Below are 18,139 nucleotides of genomic sequence, written 5' to 3' on the forward strand. Positions count from 1 at the left end.
GGTCTTCACCTTGAAAAGTTCAGATCAATCTATTAAACCTCAGACAGCCCATATCATTTCACATACTCACTGGGACCGGGAATGGTATCTTCCATATGAAAAGCATCATGTACGCCTTGTTAAATTGGTCGATGAATTGCTGGATCGATTGGATGAGGATGGTGAATTTAAAAGTTTTTATCTTGACGGGCAGACGATTATTCTGGAAGATTACCTCCAAGTTCGTCCTGAGAATCAAGAGCGTCTACAGAAACATATAACGGAAGGCCGTCTTCTGATTGGGCCTTGGTATATTCTGCAAGATGCTTTCCTTACGAGCGGAGAAGCAAATGTACGTAATATGCAGATTGGTCATCAGGATTCGAAGCGTTACGGTGAACCTTCTAAGATCGGTTATTTTCCGGACACCTTTGGTCTAGTTGGCCAGACTCCACAATTAATGAAGCAATCGGGCATCAATAATGCCTTTTTTGGAAGAGGGGTAAAGCCGACTGGTTTCAACAATACAGTATCGGACGGAGGATATGAATCTTCCTTCTCCGAGCTGATATGGGAAGGTCCAGATGGATCGAAAGTGCTTGGAATTCTATTTGCGAATTGGTATTCGAACGGAAACGAAGTGCCAGTGAATGAAGCAGAGGCAAAAGAATTCTGGGAGAAAAAGTTAGCAGATGCACGGAAATTCGCATCTACTGGCGAGCTGTTATTCATGAACGGCTGCGATCATCAACCAGCTCAACTGAATTTGCCGGAGGCTATCGAAACTGCGAAGCGGCTCTATCCAGATATGGAGTTTATCCATTCGAACTTTCCTGATTACCTTAAAGCTGTTGATGGTGTAATGGATCACAACAAATTGTCGACCGTAAAGGGAGAACTGCGGAGCCAACATACGGATGGATGGGGGACGTTAGTGAATACCGCATCTGCTCGCGTCTATTTGAAACAGATGAATCAGGAAGGGCAAGTCTTGCTTGAAAAGGTGGCCGAGCCACTCGCTTCATTCGCACATGTATTGGGCAAAGCTTACCCTCATCATTTGTTCACTTATGCCTGGAAGACGCTAATGCAGAATCATCCTCACGACAGCATTTGTGGCTGCAGCGTGGATGAGGTACACCGCGAAATGGTAACCCGGTTTGATAAAAGCCGTCATGTAGCAGAGACCATTGTTGAGGATAGTAAGCGCATGATCGCCGAAGCTGTGGATACGACCGGTTTTGCAGCCTATGGAGAAGAAGTACTTCCCTTAGTAGTCATGAATATGACAGGTTGGAGTCGCACGGGTACAGTGAGCGTAGAAATTGATGCGGCACGTCTATATTTGCGAGAGGGTTTTACTCTAGAAGAAACGGCCAGCCGTATGAAGGATATTGACTTAAACGGTCGTGAATTAGTAGACGATCAAGGGAATCCTATTGCATGCCAGATGAAGGATTTAGGTCTTCAGTTTGGCTATGATTTGCCTGACGATAAGTTCCGCCAGCCCTATATGTGTCGCCGAGTAAGACTTACCTTTGAGGCCGCACAAGTTCCGGCACTGGGTCTTCGTGCATATGCGTGGGTTCGCCGTGCAAACGCAGAGTTGCCTATACCTCCTGAATCTTTGCTTCAAGGGGATCGGGTGCTGGAGAATGAGGCCGTCAAAGTAGTGATCCATGATAATGGTTCATTTACGCTGAGTGACAAAGCCAGTGGCATGAACTACCGGGATCTTGGTGTATATGAGAACACAGGTGATATCGGGAATGAATACATGTATAAACAGCCAGAGGGTGAACAAGCTTTAACGACCAAGGGGCTACAGGCGAACATTTGCGTTCTCGAAAATACACCTTATCGAGCATCTGTGGAAATTAAGCATGACTGGGAGATCCCAGCCTCAGCAGATGAGAAGCTGGATGAGGAACAGCGTGCTCTTGTGTACTACCCAGAACGGAAAGCGCAGCGCAGTAGTGACACAGTCATTCTTAAACTTCGTACCGTAATTAGTCTGGAGCGGGGCGGGAAGGGGCTGCATATCGAAACGACGATAGATAATAAGGCTAAGGACCACCGGATCCGTGCGTTATTTCCGACAGATTTGAACACCGCCACACATCAAGTGGATTCGATGTTCGAGGTTGCGGAGCGGAATATTGAGCCAGCTGCAGAATGGATGAATCCGAGTAACACGCAGCATCAGCAGGCCTTTGTTGATATCAGTAATGAAAAAGCTGGTCTAACCGTCGCTAACTTTGGATTAAATGAATATGAAGTGCTAAGAGACGGTCGTAACACCATTGCGATTACACTACTCCGTAGCGTGGGTGAATTGGGAGACTGGGGTTTGTTCCCAACTCCAGAAGCGCAGTGTCTCGGAGAGCACGTAGTACGTATGGAGCTCATCCCACACACAGGAGATGGTATAACCTCTGGTGCTTTTGCTGAAGCTTATCAATTCCAGATTCCTTGGGTCGTATGTCAGACTGATGTACATGAAGGACCGATTGCTCCGGTGTATACTCCATTCGAATGGGAGAGTCAGGAGCTCGCATTTTCCTCTCTGAAAATGAACGAGCAGACTGGAGACCTATTGCTTCGCTGGTACAACATGAGTCAGCAGAGTACCGATCTGACCATCCGTACGACGATTCCGCAGCAGTATTTCTATAAGACGACAATTCTAGAAGAGAAGAGCGAGCCACTCTCCAATGAGGATAAGGGGAGTGTGTCCTTACCAATTGGTCCATGTGAAATTGTAACGATGGGTATTCGGAGATAGAGTTAACTTGTTTTTGCGTATAATTTAAAAAAAGGACGATATCCAGAGAGTCGAATGACTTTTGAATATCGTCCTTTTTAAGTTTTAAATTTGAGCTTCAAGAAGAAGATTTACTTCGCGTTGATGAACTGAGACGATCAATCTGCTCTTCTAAAACGTTGCTTGCTTTACCTAAAAATTGCGAAATAAGTGCAAGTTCTTCATCCGTATAGGAAGCAGCCAATTTAACCATAGCGGTATGAAGCGGCTGATAGGTGTCAATAACATCCTCTTTATTTTCATACAACGGAACAATAATCACTTTACGTCGATCATTAGGATCATTTTGTCTGCGAACATAGCCGTTTTTTTCGAGTCGATCTATTAATGCTGTAACGCTGCCTGTGGCAAGTCCAGTTAATTTGGACAGTTCTCCAGCAGTGATAGGTCCCTTTTCACGCAAAATATCCACGGATAAGAAATCATTATTGTATAACCCTAGAGAGGCGGCTACGTTCTGCTGATATACCACCGTTCGGGTACCCAGGCCACGCATGAGTAAGGTGAATTGTTCTTGCTCTGGTGTAGGTTGAGCTTGTTCTTGGCTTGACAAAGAATAACGCCCCTTTTAAAATCTGTATATCTCGTCAATCGAGATATTCGATTATGAAGTTATTAGAAAGTATGTTATTTTACAAGTACATTCTATCGAAATCAGTATGCTTTTGCAAAAAGAAAAGTAAAACGGCAGTATTGTGATTGGATAAATTGAGAGGGGAATCGTTGTGAAAGAAGCTATTGTTATTAAAGGTGCACGAGAGAACAATCTAAAGAATGTCTCGCTCACGATTCCAAAGTATAAGCTAGTTGTCCTGACGGGACCTTCGGGATCAGGAAAATCGACGTTAGCGATGGATACACTTCAGCGGGAATGCCAAAGACAGTATTTGGATTCTATGGGCATGACATCAGATACGATCAGCAAACCGAAGGTCGAGTCCATCGTTGGATTGTCCCCATCCATTAGTGTTGGACAGCATGTTACGAATCGTAATCCACGCTCGACAGTCGGGACTGTAACTGACATCTATACGTTTGTCCGGTTTATTTTTTCTAGATTAGGAGAGAGGGTTTGCCCTTCCTGCAGTGGTAGTATTCCACCTTCTTTTGAAGCGAGGGGGCTACTAATAGAGGAAGACGAGGAAATGGATGGCCAGTCGATGGGCTGTCTGCATTGTGGAGCTGAGCTTGAGAAACTGGGTATGTCACACTTTTCCTTCAATAAGCCGGAAGGGGCTTGTGAAGCTTGTGGTGGACTTGGGTCTGTGGCGACTATTAATGAAGCAGCGGTATTTAATCCTGAGCTTAGTATGAAAGAGGGGGGAGTAGCCTCTCTGAATGGCGTTCATCGGGATATACAGATGAGGATATTAGTAGCGGCGGGAAAACATTTTGGATTTGAGTTTGACCCGGATCTGCCGTTGAAGGACTATAGTGAGATACAGCGTGATTTGTTGTACTACGGCGTGGATAATGAGACATTTAAACGTCATTTCCCTAATATTAAGCCAATCCAAGGAACTAAATTTGAAGGCGTTATACCGGGTTTGTGGCGGCGTTATAAGGAGAAGGAAGGGGAATCCGGTGGGCAGGAGAAAGGTGGAGGATTTTTTCATGAGCAGCAATGCCCGGAATGCCTTGGTGCTCGTCTGAAAAAAGAAGTTCGTCTAGTGCAAGTAGCTGGTGCTTCGATAACGGAAGTATCAGATTGGTCATTAAGCGATGTATATGAGTGGACGAAAGGGCTGGAGGCGGCTTTGCCTGCTGAAGGGCTTCATCTGCTAGAACCGATCTTACATGATATGCCTACTAGACTAAAGCGGATTATCGATGTTGGTCTGGGTTATCTTTCGATGAACCGGCAGACAGTGTCTCTATCAGGTGGGGAAGCACAGCGGCTGCGTCTAGCATCACTGCTGGGTTCAGGGCTGACCGGTGTGTTATACATTCTGGATGAACCGACGACAGGTCTTCATCCTCGGGATACGGTTGGCCTTATTCGTGTGCTTCAGGAGCTGCGGGATCTGGGGAACACCGTGCTCGTTATTGAACATGATATTGAGATGATGCGTGCTGCGGATCATATTATTGATATGGGTCCGGGTGCTGGATTGCATGGTGGAACCGTTGTGGGTGAAGGTAGCTTGGAAGACTTGATGGCAAGTGAGCTTTCAGTTACTGGAGCTTATCTCAGAGAAGAGCGTCTTGAAGCTCCCGGACGCGTTCGCCGGAAAGGGAACGGAAGGCAGATCACCATCCGGCAGGCACAGTACCGGAACATTGATATTCCGGAAGTCTCCATCCCGCTGGGCTGTCTTGTATCGGTAACAGGGGTTTCGGGTTCAGGTAAATCTACACTTATATTTGATATCCTTGCACAAGGAAGTACTAAAGAACATGAGCAAACAGGCTGTAAGGAGATTACGGGTCTAGATGAGGTCGGAAACATGGTGATCTTTGACCAATCACCCATGGGTAGAATGCAGCGTTCGAATGTGGCGACCTATACCGACGTATTTACACATCTGCGTCAGTTATTTGCGGCTTTGCCGGAGGCGAAGAAAAGAAAACTGACCTCCAAACACTTCTCCTTTAATACACCGGGTGGACGGTGCGAAACCTGTCAGGGACTGGGTGTATTGTCCGTAGACATGAACTTTCTGCCTGATCTAGAAGTGAAGTGTCACGACTGCAAAGGCAGAAGGTTTACGGATGAGGTCTTGCAGGTGAAATATGATGGTTTCTCTATTTCAGATCTATTGGACATGTCTATACAGGAAAGCTTACCGGTCCTTAACTCGGAGGCCAAAATGGCCGGTATTATTGAGACGTTATGTGAGGTGGGTCTTGGGTACCTTAAATGGGGACAATCTGTCAAAACCTTATCAGGCGGCGAGGGACAACGGATCAGGCTGGCCAAAGAGCTGAGCAAACCATCTAAGAATCACACGCTGTATCTGCTCGACGAACCAACGACAGGTCTTCACCCGTCAGACATCAAGAAACTCCATACCTTATTGAGTAAATTGGTGGATACGGGAAATACGGTTGTTGTTGTGGAGCACAGCCTAGAGCTGGTTCGGGAGTCTGACTGGGTGATTGACATTGGCCCTGAAGGGGGGACAGTCGGAGGTAAGCTTGTAGCTGAAGGCACACCGGAGCAGGTCGCAGAAGTGCTGGAATCTTACACGGGGATGTTCTTGAAACGAATTCTGGCTGAAGGGCTTTAATAAAAAAGGTGAGAACAGACAATGTTCTCACCTTTATTAATTTAAACGCATCTTAATAATCTAAAAGACGTCCATGATCATGCCATTGACCGAACATTTTATTATCTTTAGTATTTGTTATAAATTTATCTAATTTACTCTTAAATAATTCTGCTTGATGTTTATTGCTTTGTATTGTGTCGATACGGATTCTTCTATAAAGAGCTGGAAAGGCTAAGAAATTTTCGTATATTTGCTGTTCCTCTTTTAGCCTTTCTTCTATAACCTTATCGATTAAAAAAGAATCAGGGTCCATATCAGGAAGCACCCTTCTTCCTTCAGCCGTCATTAATCCTAGCTTTTCGAGGCGGCGGACGCGCTCTTTATTCAACTCCGTCCAAGAGCTTCGTTTGCTTCTGGGAGACAGCCGCTGCGCCAGCTCCGTTTCGGAAATTTTCTTTTTCACACCATCGATCCATCCAAAGCACAAACATTCCTCTACCACGTCTAAATATAGCAATGTTTCTGGGTTTAGCGTCATACTTGCGAGTACCCAACAAGATTTTTCAGTCATACAATTCTCCTGCAGCCAACCCCGTAAATCCGCTCTCGTTTTTACTAGAATTAGATTTTCTATCTCCATAATTAAAATACAATGTCCTTCCCAGGCGTGGAGCATATTGCCCATTAGTGATTAAATAGCTTCCGTAGGCACCTGATACCAAAATAAGGAGTAGTCATTCATGGTGGAAGCGTGACCTAACTGACGTAACATAGTAGATATATTACCTCTATGATAAGTCCCGTGATTGACGGCATGCAACACAATTTCTGATAGACGTGTTTGGCGGATTCCGGCGAATGGATTGTCAAGCAGAATGGTTTGCTCCAAATCGGATTGGTTTTGTAACCATTCTTTATATAGTTCCGATAGCTGGGTAAAGATATTAGCGTATTCATCCACAGAACTTAGAATGCGCATATTTAGCGGGATAGTTTTTTGAAAAGCCTCAGGCATACCAGTGCCTGTTAAAACAAGATACCACATCGTATCAACTGCATAGATATGACTAAGAGCATGAGCGATGGTGGGAAAAGAGTTGTTCACTTCTTGACTCAGCACAGAGGGAGAGAGTTCCCCGATTCTCCCTAAGATGGTATGGTTCGCCCAAGTGTTGTAATTAAACATTTCTACCGGATAATTGGTCATTCGAATAATCTCCTTTTGAGTTGTGATAGGTTATTTTGTAGCTGTTGTTAATATAAAAGAAGAAGTATGACAGCAGACTGTCATACTTCTTCATAAAGTTTCAGGGTATTTTGCAGCTGCTTTTTTAAGATACCTCGCAGTGCAAGAGGCTCTAGGACTTCGGCGCCGCTGCCGAAGCTTAGGAGAATTGACCAAAGCCAGCGGGCTTCCAATGGTCTATACACTGGAATGCGCATCGTCATACTTTCATCGGTATGGAATTCCTTATCCATTTGGTGAAACTGATCCAGCGCTTCTGCCAAAGCCTCGGGTCGCACCCGGATTACCACTTCCTCAATCTGATCTATCCTGTTTGAACAATCCGCCTCGACGGGTACCTCATGTTGTGATTGAAAGGTATCTTGAGTCAGAATTAAATTCATCATTCGGGATAACCGGAACTCTCGATATTCCTGACGTGCTCGGCAATAACCATAGATGTACCAGTTGCTATATTTAAAATGAAGCTTTACTGGTTCTAAATCACGGGTTGTGCGTTCATTTTTTAGATTGATGTAATCAAAACGGACGATCATTCGTTCCGTAATAGCCGTACGTAAAAGAGAAAGTGCGTCGGGATCCATACGGCGGGTCTCAAAGTCCACAGCTAGACTAGAAGTCTGTTGTTCCGTTCCAATCGTTTGCAACCGTTCAATGGTTCCTTGTGCATGCTCGTCTTCGAACACGGAAGAAAGGCTGTTCAGCACGGTAATCAGAGAAGTGACATCATAAGAACGGAGCAGGCTTTTATCCATTTTATATCCGTCCATGATGCCATACCCGCCTTTAGTTCCCTGATACGATACGACCGGGATACCGGCGGCACAAATGACATCGATATCTCTATAGATAGTTCTCTGGGATACTTGAAACTCTTCAGCCAGCTTGGAAGCAGATAAAACTTCGTGGTTCAACAGCTTGTAGATCATAGAGATCAATCGTTCCAATTTCATTTGTGCATTCCCACCCATTAGTCCTTTTCGTGTTACTGCATGATTATATAGCATAGATTTTTTTCATGCTAGTTTTGGGAGTGGGGATTATTGTAGTGACGTACTGGGGACAAATGTGTGAAGCTTACAGAAAAAATAGATTGACAAAATATGGATTAAAGAGTTATCTTGTGAATATAAAATAAAATTATTCATAAAACCACCAAAAGCGAGTTGACTTGTATGCCCAAGAAATTCACGGACCAAGAAAAAGAATGGATCAAACATAAATTGTTGACAGAAGGCCGCCGCTGTTTTGAAATACATGGCATTAAGAAAACAAGCGTTGAAGAATTAACGAAAGCTGCCGGGATTGCGCAAGGTTCGTTCTATATGTTTTTTGGATCGAAAGAGGAATTGTTCTATCACATATTGCTTGAAGAGGAACAACGAATTCGTAGTGCAATGTTCGATTCATTTAGCGTTGGCGTACCTGTTGGCAAGGAAGAGATCAGATTATTTTTACTGAAATCTTTCCGCATGATGGAAGAAAGTCCGATCGTACGTCAGATGTTCGTAAAGAGCGAAATGGAGCAGTTATTAAGAAAGTTACCAAATGAGTTGTTGGAGCAAAATTTTACAGAGGATAAAGACTTTTTTGTCCCTTTCATTAAATCCTGGCAGGCTGAAGGAATCATGGCTGGGATCGATCCGGAATTAATCGTGAGTATGATTCGCTCCATAGTCCTTCTGACTCTGCATAAGGAAGAGATTGGGGATGAACGATATCAGGCAACGATAGAGCTTTTGATCGGGGTTCTGGCTGAGGGGATGACTTCCTTGAAGAACAATAAGATTGGGGGAGCATGAAATGATCGAAGTGAAGGAGCTTCATTTTACCTACCCAAAAATAAAGGAACCAACCCTTAGCGGACTGAATTTTTCCATAACTCCAGGAGAAGTATTTGGCTTTCTCGGTCCTTCGGGAGCAGGTAAAAGCACAACACAAAAAATTCTAATAGGCGTCTTAAAGAATTATTTGGGTAGCGTTAAAGTAATGGGCAAAGAAATAAGAAATACCGGACCGGAGTATTTTGAGCAAATAGGGGTAGCTTTTGAGTTTCCAAATTTCTATTCGAAGTTTACTGCGCTGGAAAATTTGCAATTATTTCGGTCTTTGTATTCTGGGAGAACAGCGGAACCAGGATTTCTTTTAGAGCAAGTAAATCTTACAGAAGCGGCTAATCTGAAGGTCTCCCAGCTATCGAAGGGGATGAAGATGAGACTGAATTTCTGCAGAGCACTCTTAAATAACCCACAAATTTTATTTCTGGATGAACCCACTTCCGGGCTGGACCCCGTTAATGCTAAGAGAATGAAGGATTTAATTCTGGAAAAGAAGGCAACCGGGACAACAGTCATCATAACAACACACAATATGCAGGCCGCGGAGGAACTCTGCGATAGAGTCGCTTTTATTGTAGACGGTCAGATTAAGTTGATTGATTCTCCTCGTGAGCTTAAGCTTCTAAATGGAAAAAAGCGAGTGCGGCTGGAATATCGCCTTCATAATGAAGTTAGAAATGAGGAATTCCCACTTGCTGATATAGGGGAGAACGAATATTTCTTAAAGCTTGTCCGTGAGCACCCAATAGAAACCATTCATTCGTTAGAGGCGTCTTTGGAACAAATATTCATTGACGTTACTGGGAGGCAGTTAACATGAGATTCAGATCTGCGTTTGCCTTTGATATCCGGTTTCAATGGCGGCATGGGTTTTATTGGATCTACATCATTATCTGTACGTTCTATCTGGTATTGCTACATCTTATTCCTAATCATTATCGGGAACAAACGATGCTGTTATTGACCTTTAGCGATCCGAGTGCCTTGGGGCTTATTCTGGCTGGTGGGATTGTGCTGCTGGAAAGAGACCAGGGTATCCTTGATCCTTTATTCGTTACTCCGATTCGTGTTAGGGAATATTTACTTTCAAAAGCCTGCTCATTATCTGTACTGTCCCTCTTAGCCGCATGGGTTATTCATGCAGCAGCGAGTGGAGTTCCGCAATCCCCGATAGGATTTTCTATTGGAATCATTTTAACGTCAAGCTTTATGACGCTATTGTCGATTGGAGTAGTGGCTCGTTGCCAGACGATTAATGGTTTCATTTTACTCTCACAAGTATTCGTACTACCTTTCATACTGCCGTTACTTGGTTATTTTAAGATATGGAACTCCAATGTTTTTCTATTATTACCTACAGAAGGAACACTTCGCTTGTTGAGTTCGGAAACCTCAGCTATGTCACTTGGCAATTACATGTACTCCATATCGATATTACTGCTCTGGAATGTTGTGATATATGTCTGGGCAAAAAGGTCCTTCGAGCAACATGTAATGATGCGCATAGGTAAGGGAGGAGTCAAGAGATGAAGAAGTATCATACGCTTTTTCTTAGCGATATCCGTCATGCTGGGTTGGACCCGGTGCTTATGGTCGGCATCTTTGCTCCTTTAGCACTTTTAGTCGTCTCAAGATTTGGATTTCCAATAGCGGCAGAGTGGCTTACAAACGGTTATGCTTTCGATTTAAATGAATACAGTAGCTTTGCTGCGATTTTTTTAGTAATGACCTTTCCCATGCTGACCGGTATGATGACAGGTCTTTTAATGCTTGATGAACGTGATGAGAACATCATCTCTTATTACGCGGTTACGCCATTAATGCGTAAGGGGTACATGGTGTATCGTCTAGTTCTTCCATCTGTACTTTGTACACTTCTATCACTGGTGTATTTTATAGTTTCAGGCTTATCTAACTTCCAATTGGAGCATATATACATTCTTTTATTATTAGCAATTGAAGCCCCTTGCTTTGCTTTATTTCTTGCTTCTTTTGCTGCAAATAAGGTAGAAGGCTTAGCTTTATCTAAGATAGGTGGTTTGTTTATAGCAGGGCCAATCGTAGCGTATTTTATTCCATCACCATGGCAATTTGCAGGTGCGTGGATTCCTACGTATTGGCCTGCTAAGTTGTTTTTTGCTATAGAAGATGCTAGTGGTTTTAGTATGATTGCATGCTTTATGGTGGGGCTTATATTTCATTTGAGTCTTCTGAGTATTTTGGTCAGGATTTTTATTAAAAGAATCGATTGAATTATTTACAAATCAGATCCGCAGTCTTGTTTGATAACTCATTAACAGAAATAATAGCATCATTCTTTTTCACAGGAGGGGTCCAATATTCCTCATTTCCGGGCAGGTCATCAAACCATTCTGCATCCTTAGGGCAATCTAGAATCATGAACTTTCCGTATTCCTGATCTCTGGATTGATGATATTTAAGATAGGCTTTTCCGTTATCAATGGCGAGAATTTCTATCTTTCCGGAGGTGTGTGACATGGATAGGCGTACTCTTTTGCCAAGTCCTGAGGTTCTGGCTTTGGCTTCTTCTACAATTTGATAGACTTGCTCAAGAGGTAATACAAAATCTCGATTTCCGGCAACGGGACGATTCACGAAGAAGTAGTAAGGTGTTACGCCAGCCCATGAGAGTCGGTCTAGCAATTCTCCCAATATAACGGGATCATCATTGATGCCTTTAAGGACGGGGGTCTGATTTACGACAATTGCCCCAGCGTTGTGGAGGGCTTTAAATGCTTTTTTGGCTTCAGGTGTGATTTCACGAGGATGATTGATATGCGCCATAACATAAATTCGCTTGTCTTCGGTAGAGTAAGTACGAATCAGCTCCAACAGCTCTTCGTCTTCAGAGATCCGCATCGGATTAAATACGGGAATCTTCGAACCTAATCTGATAATCTTGACATGCTCAATGCTTCTTAAGTTTTCAATAATGGATCTTAGCTTTGGTGTGGAGAGAATTAAACTGTCACCGCCCGTAAGAAGAACGTTGTTAATCTCAGGGTGGTTTGCAATATACTCCAGACCCGGAGAGACATCAGACATCGCTTCTTTCACGTCATTTCGGAACAGGCGTTTACGGAAGCAGTAGCGGCAATAGGCTCCGCAGACCTCGGATACAATCAGTAATGCTGTTGTTTTATACTTGTGCTGACATCCCGGCACCACATAATTCGTGTCTTCATCCGAAGCATCCCAACGTCCATATTCCAGCAGTTCACCTTCGTTAGGGATAACCAGTTTACGAATGGGATCATCTGGATCGTCCCAGTTGATTAAAGACAGATAGTAGTCATTCACACGAAAAACAAATTTGTCCGTGATTTCTTTCAAGTTCTCTTTTTCCAGATCAGACAACATAGCAATTTTGTGAATATCCGTGATGTACTTTACCTTTTGCACTTACATCTCTCCTTTGTCCCTTTGTGTGAGAAAAGAGGAAGCCTTAGTGTCAAAGGCCAATCTACTGCCAGCAGGGTCCAAAAAAACACAAAAAGAGACCCTTAGCAAGGGTCTCTGGTTATGTAAATAACATGAAAAGCAGACCCATCCACTGCTGACGAGGTTAGCTGACGGACTCGGGTAAGATGGTACCCTACATTCTAATGCTCAATGATTCGCCCCAATTAACTGGTTCCCCCGCTTTTCAACTGTAAAAGTTGGAAATTAAGCGTAGGTAAAGTATACCCCATGAAGTTTTGAAAAGTCAAAAGAGAATCCTAGATTCACCTTCAATTACTAGGGGGGCTTCCACCGAGCAGTTTAGGTAGCAGCGTTAGCAGCTTCTCCCGAGTTAACGCATCACTAGAGTTCCATTTGCTTCCGTCGAGCAGATAAACATGTCCCTGACGTACTGCCGGAAGACTTTTCCAAAGTGAACTGTCTAGTAGTAGTTCCATAGCAGCCCGTGAGTCTGGACGCTCAGGAATGAGCATGAAGATATGATCTCCAGTATAAGCAGGTAATCGCGCTGGATCAACTTCAGCGAACCCTAATTCTTCATCCAGTATGGCTTGAATCTCCTCTGTCGGTTGTAGACCACATGGTGCATAAAGTGCTGTGGAGAATCCGGACATTCCCATAGCATACAGATGATTTCCGTGGTCATAGACCAAAGCAGAGGCAGTCTCTCCGGCTTGGAGACTGGTCTCGTAAAGCTGCTGCCACATGGCAGCGTTTTTGATTGTAAATGACTCCAGCCACGCTTCGGCTTCGCGTTGTTTACCGAGCCAGCTGCCTAGTGTTCGCATTCGACTTTCGAGTGGTGCAAAGGAATCAAAGGTGAGTGTCGGGGCGATGCCGGAAACGGTTCTATAGGCTCTTTCATCACTATTGGCCAAAATAATCAAATCTGGATTAAGTGAAGCGGTCAGCTGCGGGTCCAGCGGAAAACCAACATTGGCGAGCTTTTTAAGCCGATGTTTATAGACGCTGTTCCGCACGAATGCTTCATCTCCTCCGATGGGCTTCACGCCTAGTGCGAGTAGATCGCCAAGTGTCTCTCCATGATAGACAATGCGTCTCGCTTGCTCTGGAATCTCCACTTCATGGCCTGTCCAATCTTTGACGGTAAGCTTACGACCTCGCTGATGCGCATATTGTCCGGGGGTAACTCCGGTTTTTTGCCGAAAGCGGCGGCTGAAATAATATTCATCGGAGAAGCCTACCAGTCTGGCGATTTCACGTAGCGGTTCCGTCGATTCCTGCAGGAAGCGCTTGGAATGACTAATGCGCAGATCGGTCAGGTACTCAAGTGGCTTTTTGCCGGTAAGCTGTTGAAAGATCGGTGTATACTGCCAGAACGATATCCCCGCAAGCTCAGCTAACTGCTTCACGCTGATGCTCTCTGTATAATGCTCCTCTATGAATTGTATAGTCATTTCTACGGATTCTGTGGGACTTGGTAGATGCTTGGAAGGATAATTATGCTCAAAAAATAGCAGCATTAATTCCTGAAATTTCAATTGTCGCTTGAATTGCTGCACATCATCGAAGCTATTCTTGTTCATAAGCAAATCTTCCACAAGACGGATTACCTTAGTGAACGGGTGGACAATTAATTCGCGTCTGCCTGAAAGTAGTTCGCCAGAATAACGTTCTGGATGCTCTTTTGTATAAATTGCTGAAAAGGTGATGAGATAATAATACATGGTCATTTCCTGATTACTCGTACTATAGGAGATTCCGGGAGCTAGTAGATAACATTTATCTGTACTCAGCGTCACGCTCTGATCATCGAGGTTCAGTTGCCCGTTCCCCCCGGTAAATACGAGAAGGGTGTATTCAAGAGTTGTACGTGATACAGGGCTTGAATCGGCAGCTTGAAGTATCAGTTCGGCATCAATCAGCTGAAACAGCAGGGAGTGGAGCGGGGGGCAGGACGATGATGTTTGCAGCATAGGTTCAGCCTCCGTTCTTTTGGTGAGAATGATTATCAATGAACTTATTGTATATAAAACAAAGAAGCATATCAACAGCTGTTGATATGCTTCTTGAAGTTTTCTATCAGCCGTGTGCTAAACACTCGATCATGGAGGGTTATTTCATATTCAATAGCTGAGGAATCTCGCCGAGCAGCCATTCTCTTGTAGTTGCATCACTGGAGGTCTTCATGATGTCCTGCGTATAGACATATCCGTTCTTAACGGCAGGAAGGCTCTTCCAAATAGGGCTCTTTAATAGATTTTCTGTGGATTGTTTTGCTTCATCCGCAACTGGAGTCAAGATGAATATCCGGTCTCCGGCATATTCTTTAAGCACTTCCATAGATACTTCCTGGAAGCCTTTACCTTCATCGAGTATCTTCTGAATAGCTGGAGTTGCCTTGAAGCCATTCTCCCCATAGAGTACCTGTGAAAGTCCAGTCGCCGCCATTATAAACAGTCTGTCTCCCGGATAATAAGTGAAGACCGAAGCTGTCTCACCTTCTTGCATACCAGCGGACTTCAATTGTTTCCACATAGCTTCTTCAGCGGTTTTATATTGGGCTAGCCATGCTTCTGCTTCTGTTGTTTTACCAAGAATTCCACCAATGTCCAGCATACGTTCTTGTAATGGGGCAAAGGTATCAAAAATGATTGTAGGTGCGATTTTGGACAGCTGCTCAAAATCAGCTTCGTCTGTGCCCGCATAGATAATTAGGTCAGGTTGAAGCTCTAATGTTTTCTCCAGATTGATAGGGAAGCCTACATCCTCGACACCTTGTAACTGATCTTCAAAGACCTGGCCTTCACCCATGGATAGAGGATACCCTACCGCTTGCACGCCGAGAGCGAGCAAATCTCCATATGTTTCTCCAGAGTAGATTATTCGCTGTGGTTTCACAGGGATTTCTACAGTATGTCCTATGTAATCCGTGTAGGAGCGGGTAGTCGCTGCGGATTCATTTGCACTGCTGTCGGAGGGCTCCGTTGAAGGTGCCGTGCTCGCAGCAGAAGAATTTCCAGTTGCGTTGGTCGTACTATTACCAGAAGATGATTCCTTTGAGTTTCCGCATGCTAGCAGCAATGTACTCATCAAAAAGAGTACGCATAACACAGCGAAGGACTGTCTTGCCTTGTTCATTTTTTATTGCCTCCCTAAAATATATAACGATTACCAATAATGATAATCATTCTCGATTGAATTCATCATAATTTATAGACTCTTTTTACTCAATGGACAAAACATAATTCAGTCATTAGATTTGTACAATCATGCAAAAAGGTGTTGTTTAAAATTTTTTTTGAATTATTTTCAGATGATTGGAAAAATACTCTAAATACCGGGAATGGAGAGAAGAAGGGAGGGCTTGTCTTCATGACAAACATGGAAGGAGAAATCCCTTGAAGCACATAGGATTGTGGTGTTTTTTTGAATCTGATTACTGTTATAGATTAAGTCATTTATGTGATCAAAAAATTCAGGATTGTCCTCATTGATTGTAATCGTTATCATACCGTGGCATGTTATCTGCCGCCCTTGACGTCAGTGGAAAGCCTTTGTTATGGTTTTTATAGTCAAACGCAAGCTGAAATGACAATTTGTAGAATTTATAGACGGTTTTGCGTAAGATATTCTAACCAAACATAATACGAGGGAGATGGTTGATTGTGATCAAAGGCATTATTTTTGATTTTGACGGAACGATTATCGACACGGAGACTGCTTGGTACACCGCTTTTAACGAGGCTTATGCTGAATATGGAGTGGATTTGACGCTTGAACAGTACTCCACCTGCATTGGCACAAGCTTAAACAGCTTTAATCCTTATGAGTACTTGATGACTGATCTTAAGCTTGCCATTGATAAAGAGGCTTTCAGTAAGGCTGTTAAACAGAGACATAGCAAACTTATGGAATTGGAAACGATTCGGCCAGGTATACAGCATTATCTGGATTCTGCCAAAAAAGCTGGACTACGCATAGGGCTGGCCTCAAGCTCTTCACTGGAATGGGTGGAGAAATACTTAAATCAATTGGGCATACGCGATTATTTCGAATGTATTCGGACGGCCGATCATGTGGCAAAAGTGAAACCAGATCCAGAGCTATACAACCAAACATTAGCTTGTCTTGGAATCACCTCTAATGAGGCAGTTGCCATTGAGGATTCACCGAATGGTTCTAAGGCAGCGGCAGCAGCTGGTATCCGTTGTATTGTGACTCCTAATGAGATTACCAATTTTCTTGAATTCGATAAACAACATCACAAAATAGATAATCTAAGTCTTCTTGATTTTGACCATGTAATTACTCAGCGTTGCTTCGTATAGAAGAAACTGAGAAACAGAGTTAAATTAAAGGGGGATATCAAATTGAGAGCCGTACATTTTGGAGCGGGCAGTATTGGCAGAGGTTTTATTGGACCTATGTTGTCGGACTCCGGTTACAATGTTTGTTTCGTCGGAAGGAATAAGAGCAAGATTGCGCAGTTGCAAAATCGCGGACAATATCCCGTTACCTTGGCTAACAAGGATCGGGACAGCTTTATCGTTGATAATGTTACTGCGATCAATCTGAATGATACTGAGGACGTTACTAAAGCTATAGCAGAGGCTGAGATAGTAACCACTGCAGTTGGAATATCCGCTTTAAAAGATATTGCCGGTACTATCGCGCAGGGAATCGAACGAAGACTTATCAATCACAGGAACCTCAAACCTCTCCATATTATTGCCTGTGAGAACGGTATTGGAAGCAGTCAAAAGTTAAAGAAATCTGTATATCGACATATGAAGCAATCCTTCAAGGAGCTTGCGGACCGCAATGTCGCTTTTCCAAATGCGATGGTTGATCGGATCGTGCCTGTGCAGAAAAATACAGATTCGCTTGAAATCCTCGTTGAACCCTTCAGTGAGTGGGTGATTCCGCGCAGTGGAATGATTGGTAATTACAACGAAATTAAAGGTGTCCATTATGTGGATTCGCTGGCACCATACCTCGAACGGAAGCTATATACTGTGAATACAGGCCATTGCAGTGCAGCCTATTTCGGATATCTGGAAGGTTATACTAGCATTCAGGAAGCGATGTCTGATCCCGCAATCAGAGCTCGTGTTCGTGGGGTACTCAAGGAAACAGGGACCTTACTGGTACATTTGTATGGCTTCGAGCCCTTAGAACATGCACGGTATATAGAAAAGATGATGGAACGATTCACTAACCCCAACTTTAACGATAAAATCACACGTGTCGCCCGATCCCCGCTTCGTAAGCTTTCACCTAATGATCGACTGATAAAACCAGCAATGCTTGCCCATGAACTTGGCTTTGAGACTTCACACCTTGTTTTAGCTATAGCTTCAGCGCTTTATTTTGATTATGAAAAAGATCCAGAAGCCGTAGAGCTTCAAGCAGACATCCGAAATCTTGGACTCAGTGAAGTCATTGCGACGCATTTAAAAATCCCCACGGAGCATCCGCTTCATGGTCGTATTATTTTAGAGTACAACACCATGTGTATAAAATATCCCCATTCGAATGGCCAAACCGTCAATTGCAAAACCCCATACTTTTAATATAAATCAGGCGTGACCTC

At 43.7% G+C, this 18,139-nt stretch carries 15 protein-coding genes and 1 riboswitch; of the genes, 8 read left to right on the plus strand and 7 right to left on the minus strand.

Features of this window, described 5'->3' with window-relative positions; all coding sequences use genetic code 11:
* The first annotated feature begins 10 nt into the window (after nt 1–10).
* Nucleotides 11–2,764, plus strand: a complete 2,754-nt coding sequence (locus ACN6MV_RS11230; protein ID WP_339290393.1) for an alpha-mannosidase — start codon at nt 11–13, stop codon at nt 2,762–2,764.
* 97 nt (nt 2,765–2,861) lie between these two features.
* Here ACN6MV_RS11230 and ACN6MV_RS11235 read toward each other — a convergent pair whose 3' ends face one another.
* A complete protein-coding gene (locus ACN6MV_RS11235; protein ID WP_170880226.1) occupies nt 2,862–3,299 on the minus strand; it encodes a MarR family transcriptional regulator in 438 nt (145 codons plus the stop codon).
* Between the two features lie 229 nt (nt 3,300–3,528).
* Between ACN6MV_RS11235 and uvrA the strand changes: the two genes are divergently transcribed.
* On the plus strand, nt 3,529–6,033 hold the full coding sequence (gene uvrA / locus ACN6MV_RS11240) for an excinuclease ABC subunit UvrA (protein ID WP_339290395.1): 2,505 nt from the start codon (nt 3,529–3,531) through the stop codon (nt 6,031–6,033).
* A 52-nt stretch (nt 6,034–6,085) separates the two neighbouring features.
* On the opposite strand, the gene ACN6MV_RS11245 is transcribed toward uvrA, so the two are convergent.
* From ACN6MV_RS11245 to ACN6MV_RS11255, 3 genes are all read right to left on the minus strand, one after another.
* Nucleotides 6,086–6,655: a YdeI/OmpD-associated family protein gene (locus tag ACN6MV_RS11245; RefSeq protein ID WP_339291323.1), complete on the minus strand. Its 570-nt coding sequence runs from the start codon at nt 6,653–6,655 to the stop codon at nt 6,086–6,088.
* Between the two features lie 51 nt (nt 6,656–6,706).
* Nucleotides 6,707–7,222 (minus strand): DinB family protein, encoded by a 516-nt coding sequence (locus tag ACN6MV_RS11250; RefSeq protein WP_042126489.1) that lies wholly within the window; start codon nt 7,220–7,222, stop codon nt 6,707–6,709.
* An 80-nt stretch (nt 7,223–7,302) separates the two neighbouring features.
* Nucleotides 7,303–8,214 carry a YafY family protein gene (locus ACN6MV_RS11255; RefSeq protein WP_339290397.1) on the minus strand — a complete coding sequence of 304 codons (912 nt, stop codon included), beginning with the start codon at nt 8,212–8,214 and terminating at the stop codon, nt 7,303–7,305.
* A gap of 222 nt (nt 8,215–8,436) precedes the next feature.
* On the opposite strand from ACN6MV_RS11255, the gene ACN6MV_RS11260 reads away from it, so the two are divergent.
* From ACN6MV_RS11260 to ACN6MV_RS11275, 4 genes are read left to right on the plus strand one after another with little or no spacing between them, the layout of a single operon-like run.
* The gene (locus tag ACN6MV_RS11260) at nt 8,437–9,063 is read left to right on the plus strand and encodes a TetR/AcrR family transcriptional regulator (protein ID WP_339290399.1); all 627 of its coding nucleotides are present in this window, start codon (nt 8,437–8,439) and stop codon (nt 9,061–9,063) included.
* A 1-nt stretch (nt 9,064) separates the two neighbouring features.
* Nucleotides 9,065–9,919, plus strand: a complete 855-nt coding sequence (locus ACN6MV_RS11265; RefSeq protein WP_419886371.1) for an ABC transporter ATP-binding protein — start codon at nt 9,065–9,067, stop codon at nt 9,917–9,919.
* Nucleotides 9,916–10,629, plus strand: a complete 714-nt coding sequence (locus ACN6MV_RS11270; protein WP_375102597.1) for an ABC transporter permease — start codon at nt 9,916–9,918, stop codon at nt 10,627–10,629. Before ACN6MV_RS11265 ends, ACN6MV_RS11270 begins: the two co-directional genes overlap by 4 nt.
* Nucleotides 10,626–11,351, plus strand: a complete 726-nt coding sequence (locus tag ACN6MV_RS11275) for a hypothetical protein (RefSeq protein ID WP_042126500.1) — start codon at nt 10,626–10,628, stop codon at nt 11,349–11,351. The genes ACN6MV_RS11270 and ACN6MV_RS11275 overlap by 4 nt, the downstream gene beginning before the upstream one ends.
* 1 nt (nt 11,352) lies before the next feature.
* Here ACN6MV_RS11275 and ACN6MV_RS11280 read toward each other — a convergent pair whose 3' ends face one another.
* From ACN6MV_RS11280 to ACN6MV_RS11290, 3 genes are all read right to left on the minus strand, one after another.
* Nucleotides 11,353–12,522, minus strand: coding sequence for a KamA family radical SAM protein (locus tag ACN6MV_RS11280; protein WP_375102599.1), 1,170 nt, complete (start codon nt 12,520–12,522; stop codon nt 11,353–11,355).
* A 139-nt stretch (nt 12,523–12,661) separates the two neighbouring features.
* Nucleotides 12,662–12,803: riboswitch (cyclic di-AMP (ydaO/yuaA leader) on the minus strand.
* A gap of 48 nt (nt 12,804–12,851) precedes the next feature.
* Nucleotides 12,852–14,519 carry a helix-turn-helix domain-containing protein gene (locus ACN6MV_RS11285; protein WP_419886372.1) on the minus strand — a complete coding sequence of 556 codons (1,668 nt, stop codon included), beginning with the start codon at nt 14,517–14,519 and terminating at the stop codon, nt 12,852–12,854.
* Between the two features lie 139 nt (nt 14,520–14,658).
* Nucleotides 14,659–15,684, minus strand: a complete 1,026-nt coding sequence (locus tag ACN6MV_RS11290; protein WP_419886373.1) for an ABC transporter substrate-binding protein — start codon at nt 15,682–15,684, stop codon at nt 14,659–14,661.
* A 527-nt stretch (nt 15,685–16,211) separates the two neighbouring features.
* Between ACN6MV_RS11290 and ACN6MV_RS11295 the strand changes: the two genes are divergently transcribed.
* Both ACN6MV_RS11295 and ACN6MV_RS11300 read left to right on the plus strand, forming a co-directional pair.
* Nucleotides 16,212–16,874: an HAD family hydrolase gene (locus ACN6MV_RS11295; protein ID WP_042126508.1), complete on the plus strand. Its 663-nt coding sequence runs from the start codon at nt 16,212–16,214 to the stop codon at nt 16,872–16,874.
* Between the two features lie 42 nt (nt 16,875–16,916).
* Entirely contained in the window at nt 16,917–18,119 is a 1,203-nt protein-coding gene (locus ACN6MV_RS11300) for a mannitol-1-phosphate 5-dehydrogenase (protein WP_419886374.1), read from the plus strand.
* Nucleotides 18,120–18,139: the final 20 nt, after the last annotated feature.

Origin of the sequence: Paenibacillus sp. B-A-8, assembly GCF_048572915.1 — a bacterium.
Lineage (GTDB): Bacteria > Bacillota > Bacilli > Paenibacillales > Paenibacillaceae > Paenibacillus_AQ.

Bases quoted from the DNA above. Each gene is read 5' to 3' on its own strand.
- ACN6MV_RS11235 (WP_170880226.1), bottom strand. From the start codon at position 3,299: ATGCGTGGCCTGGGTACCCGAACGGTGGTATATCAGCAGAACGTAGCC.
- ACN6MV_RS11245 (WP_339291323.1), bottom strand. From the start codon at position 6,655: ATGGAGATAGAAAATCTAATTCTAGTAAAAACGAGAGCGGATTTACGG.
- ACN6MV_RS11250 (WP_042126489.1), bottom strand. From the start codon at position 7,222: ATGACCAATTATCCGGTAGAAATGTTTAATTACAACACTTGGGCGAAC.
- ACN6MV_RS11255 (WP_339290397.1), bottom strand. From the start codon at position 8,214: ATGAAATTGGAACGATTGATCTCTATGATCTACAAGCTGTTGAACCAC.
- ACN6MV_RS11260 (WP_339290399.1), top strand. From the start codon at position 8,437: ATGCCCAAGAAATTCACGGACCAAGAAAAAGAATGGATCAAACATAAA.
- ACN6MV_RS11265 (WP_419886371.1), top strand. From the start codon at position 9,065: ATGATCGAAGTGAAGGAGCTTCATTTTACCTACCCAAAAATAAAGGAA.
- ACN6MV_RS11270 (WP_375102597.1), top strand. From the start codon at position 9,916: ATGAGATTCAGATCTGCGTTTGCCTTTGATATCCGGTTTCAATGGCGG.
- ACN6MV_RS11275 (WP_042126500.1), top strand. From the start codon at position 10,626: ATGAAGAAGTATCATACGCTTTTTCTTAGCGATATCCGTCATGCTGGG.
- ACN6MV_RS11285 (WP_419886372.1), bottom strand. From the start codon at position 14,519: ATGCTGCAAACATCATCGTCCTGCCCCCCGCTCCACTCCCTGCTGTTT.
- ACN6MV_RS11290 (WP_419886373.1), bottom strand. From the start codon at position 15,684: ATGAACAAGGCAAGACAGTCCTTCGCTGTGTTATGCGTACTCTTTTTG.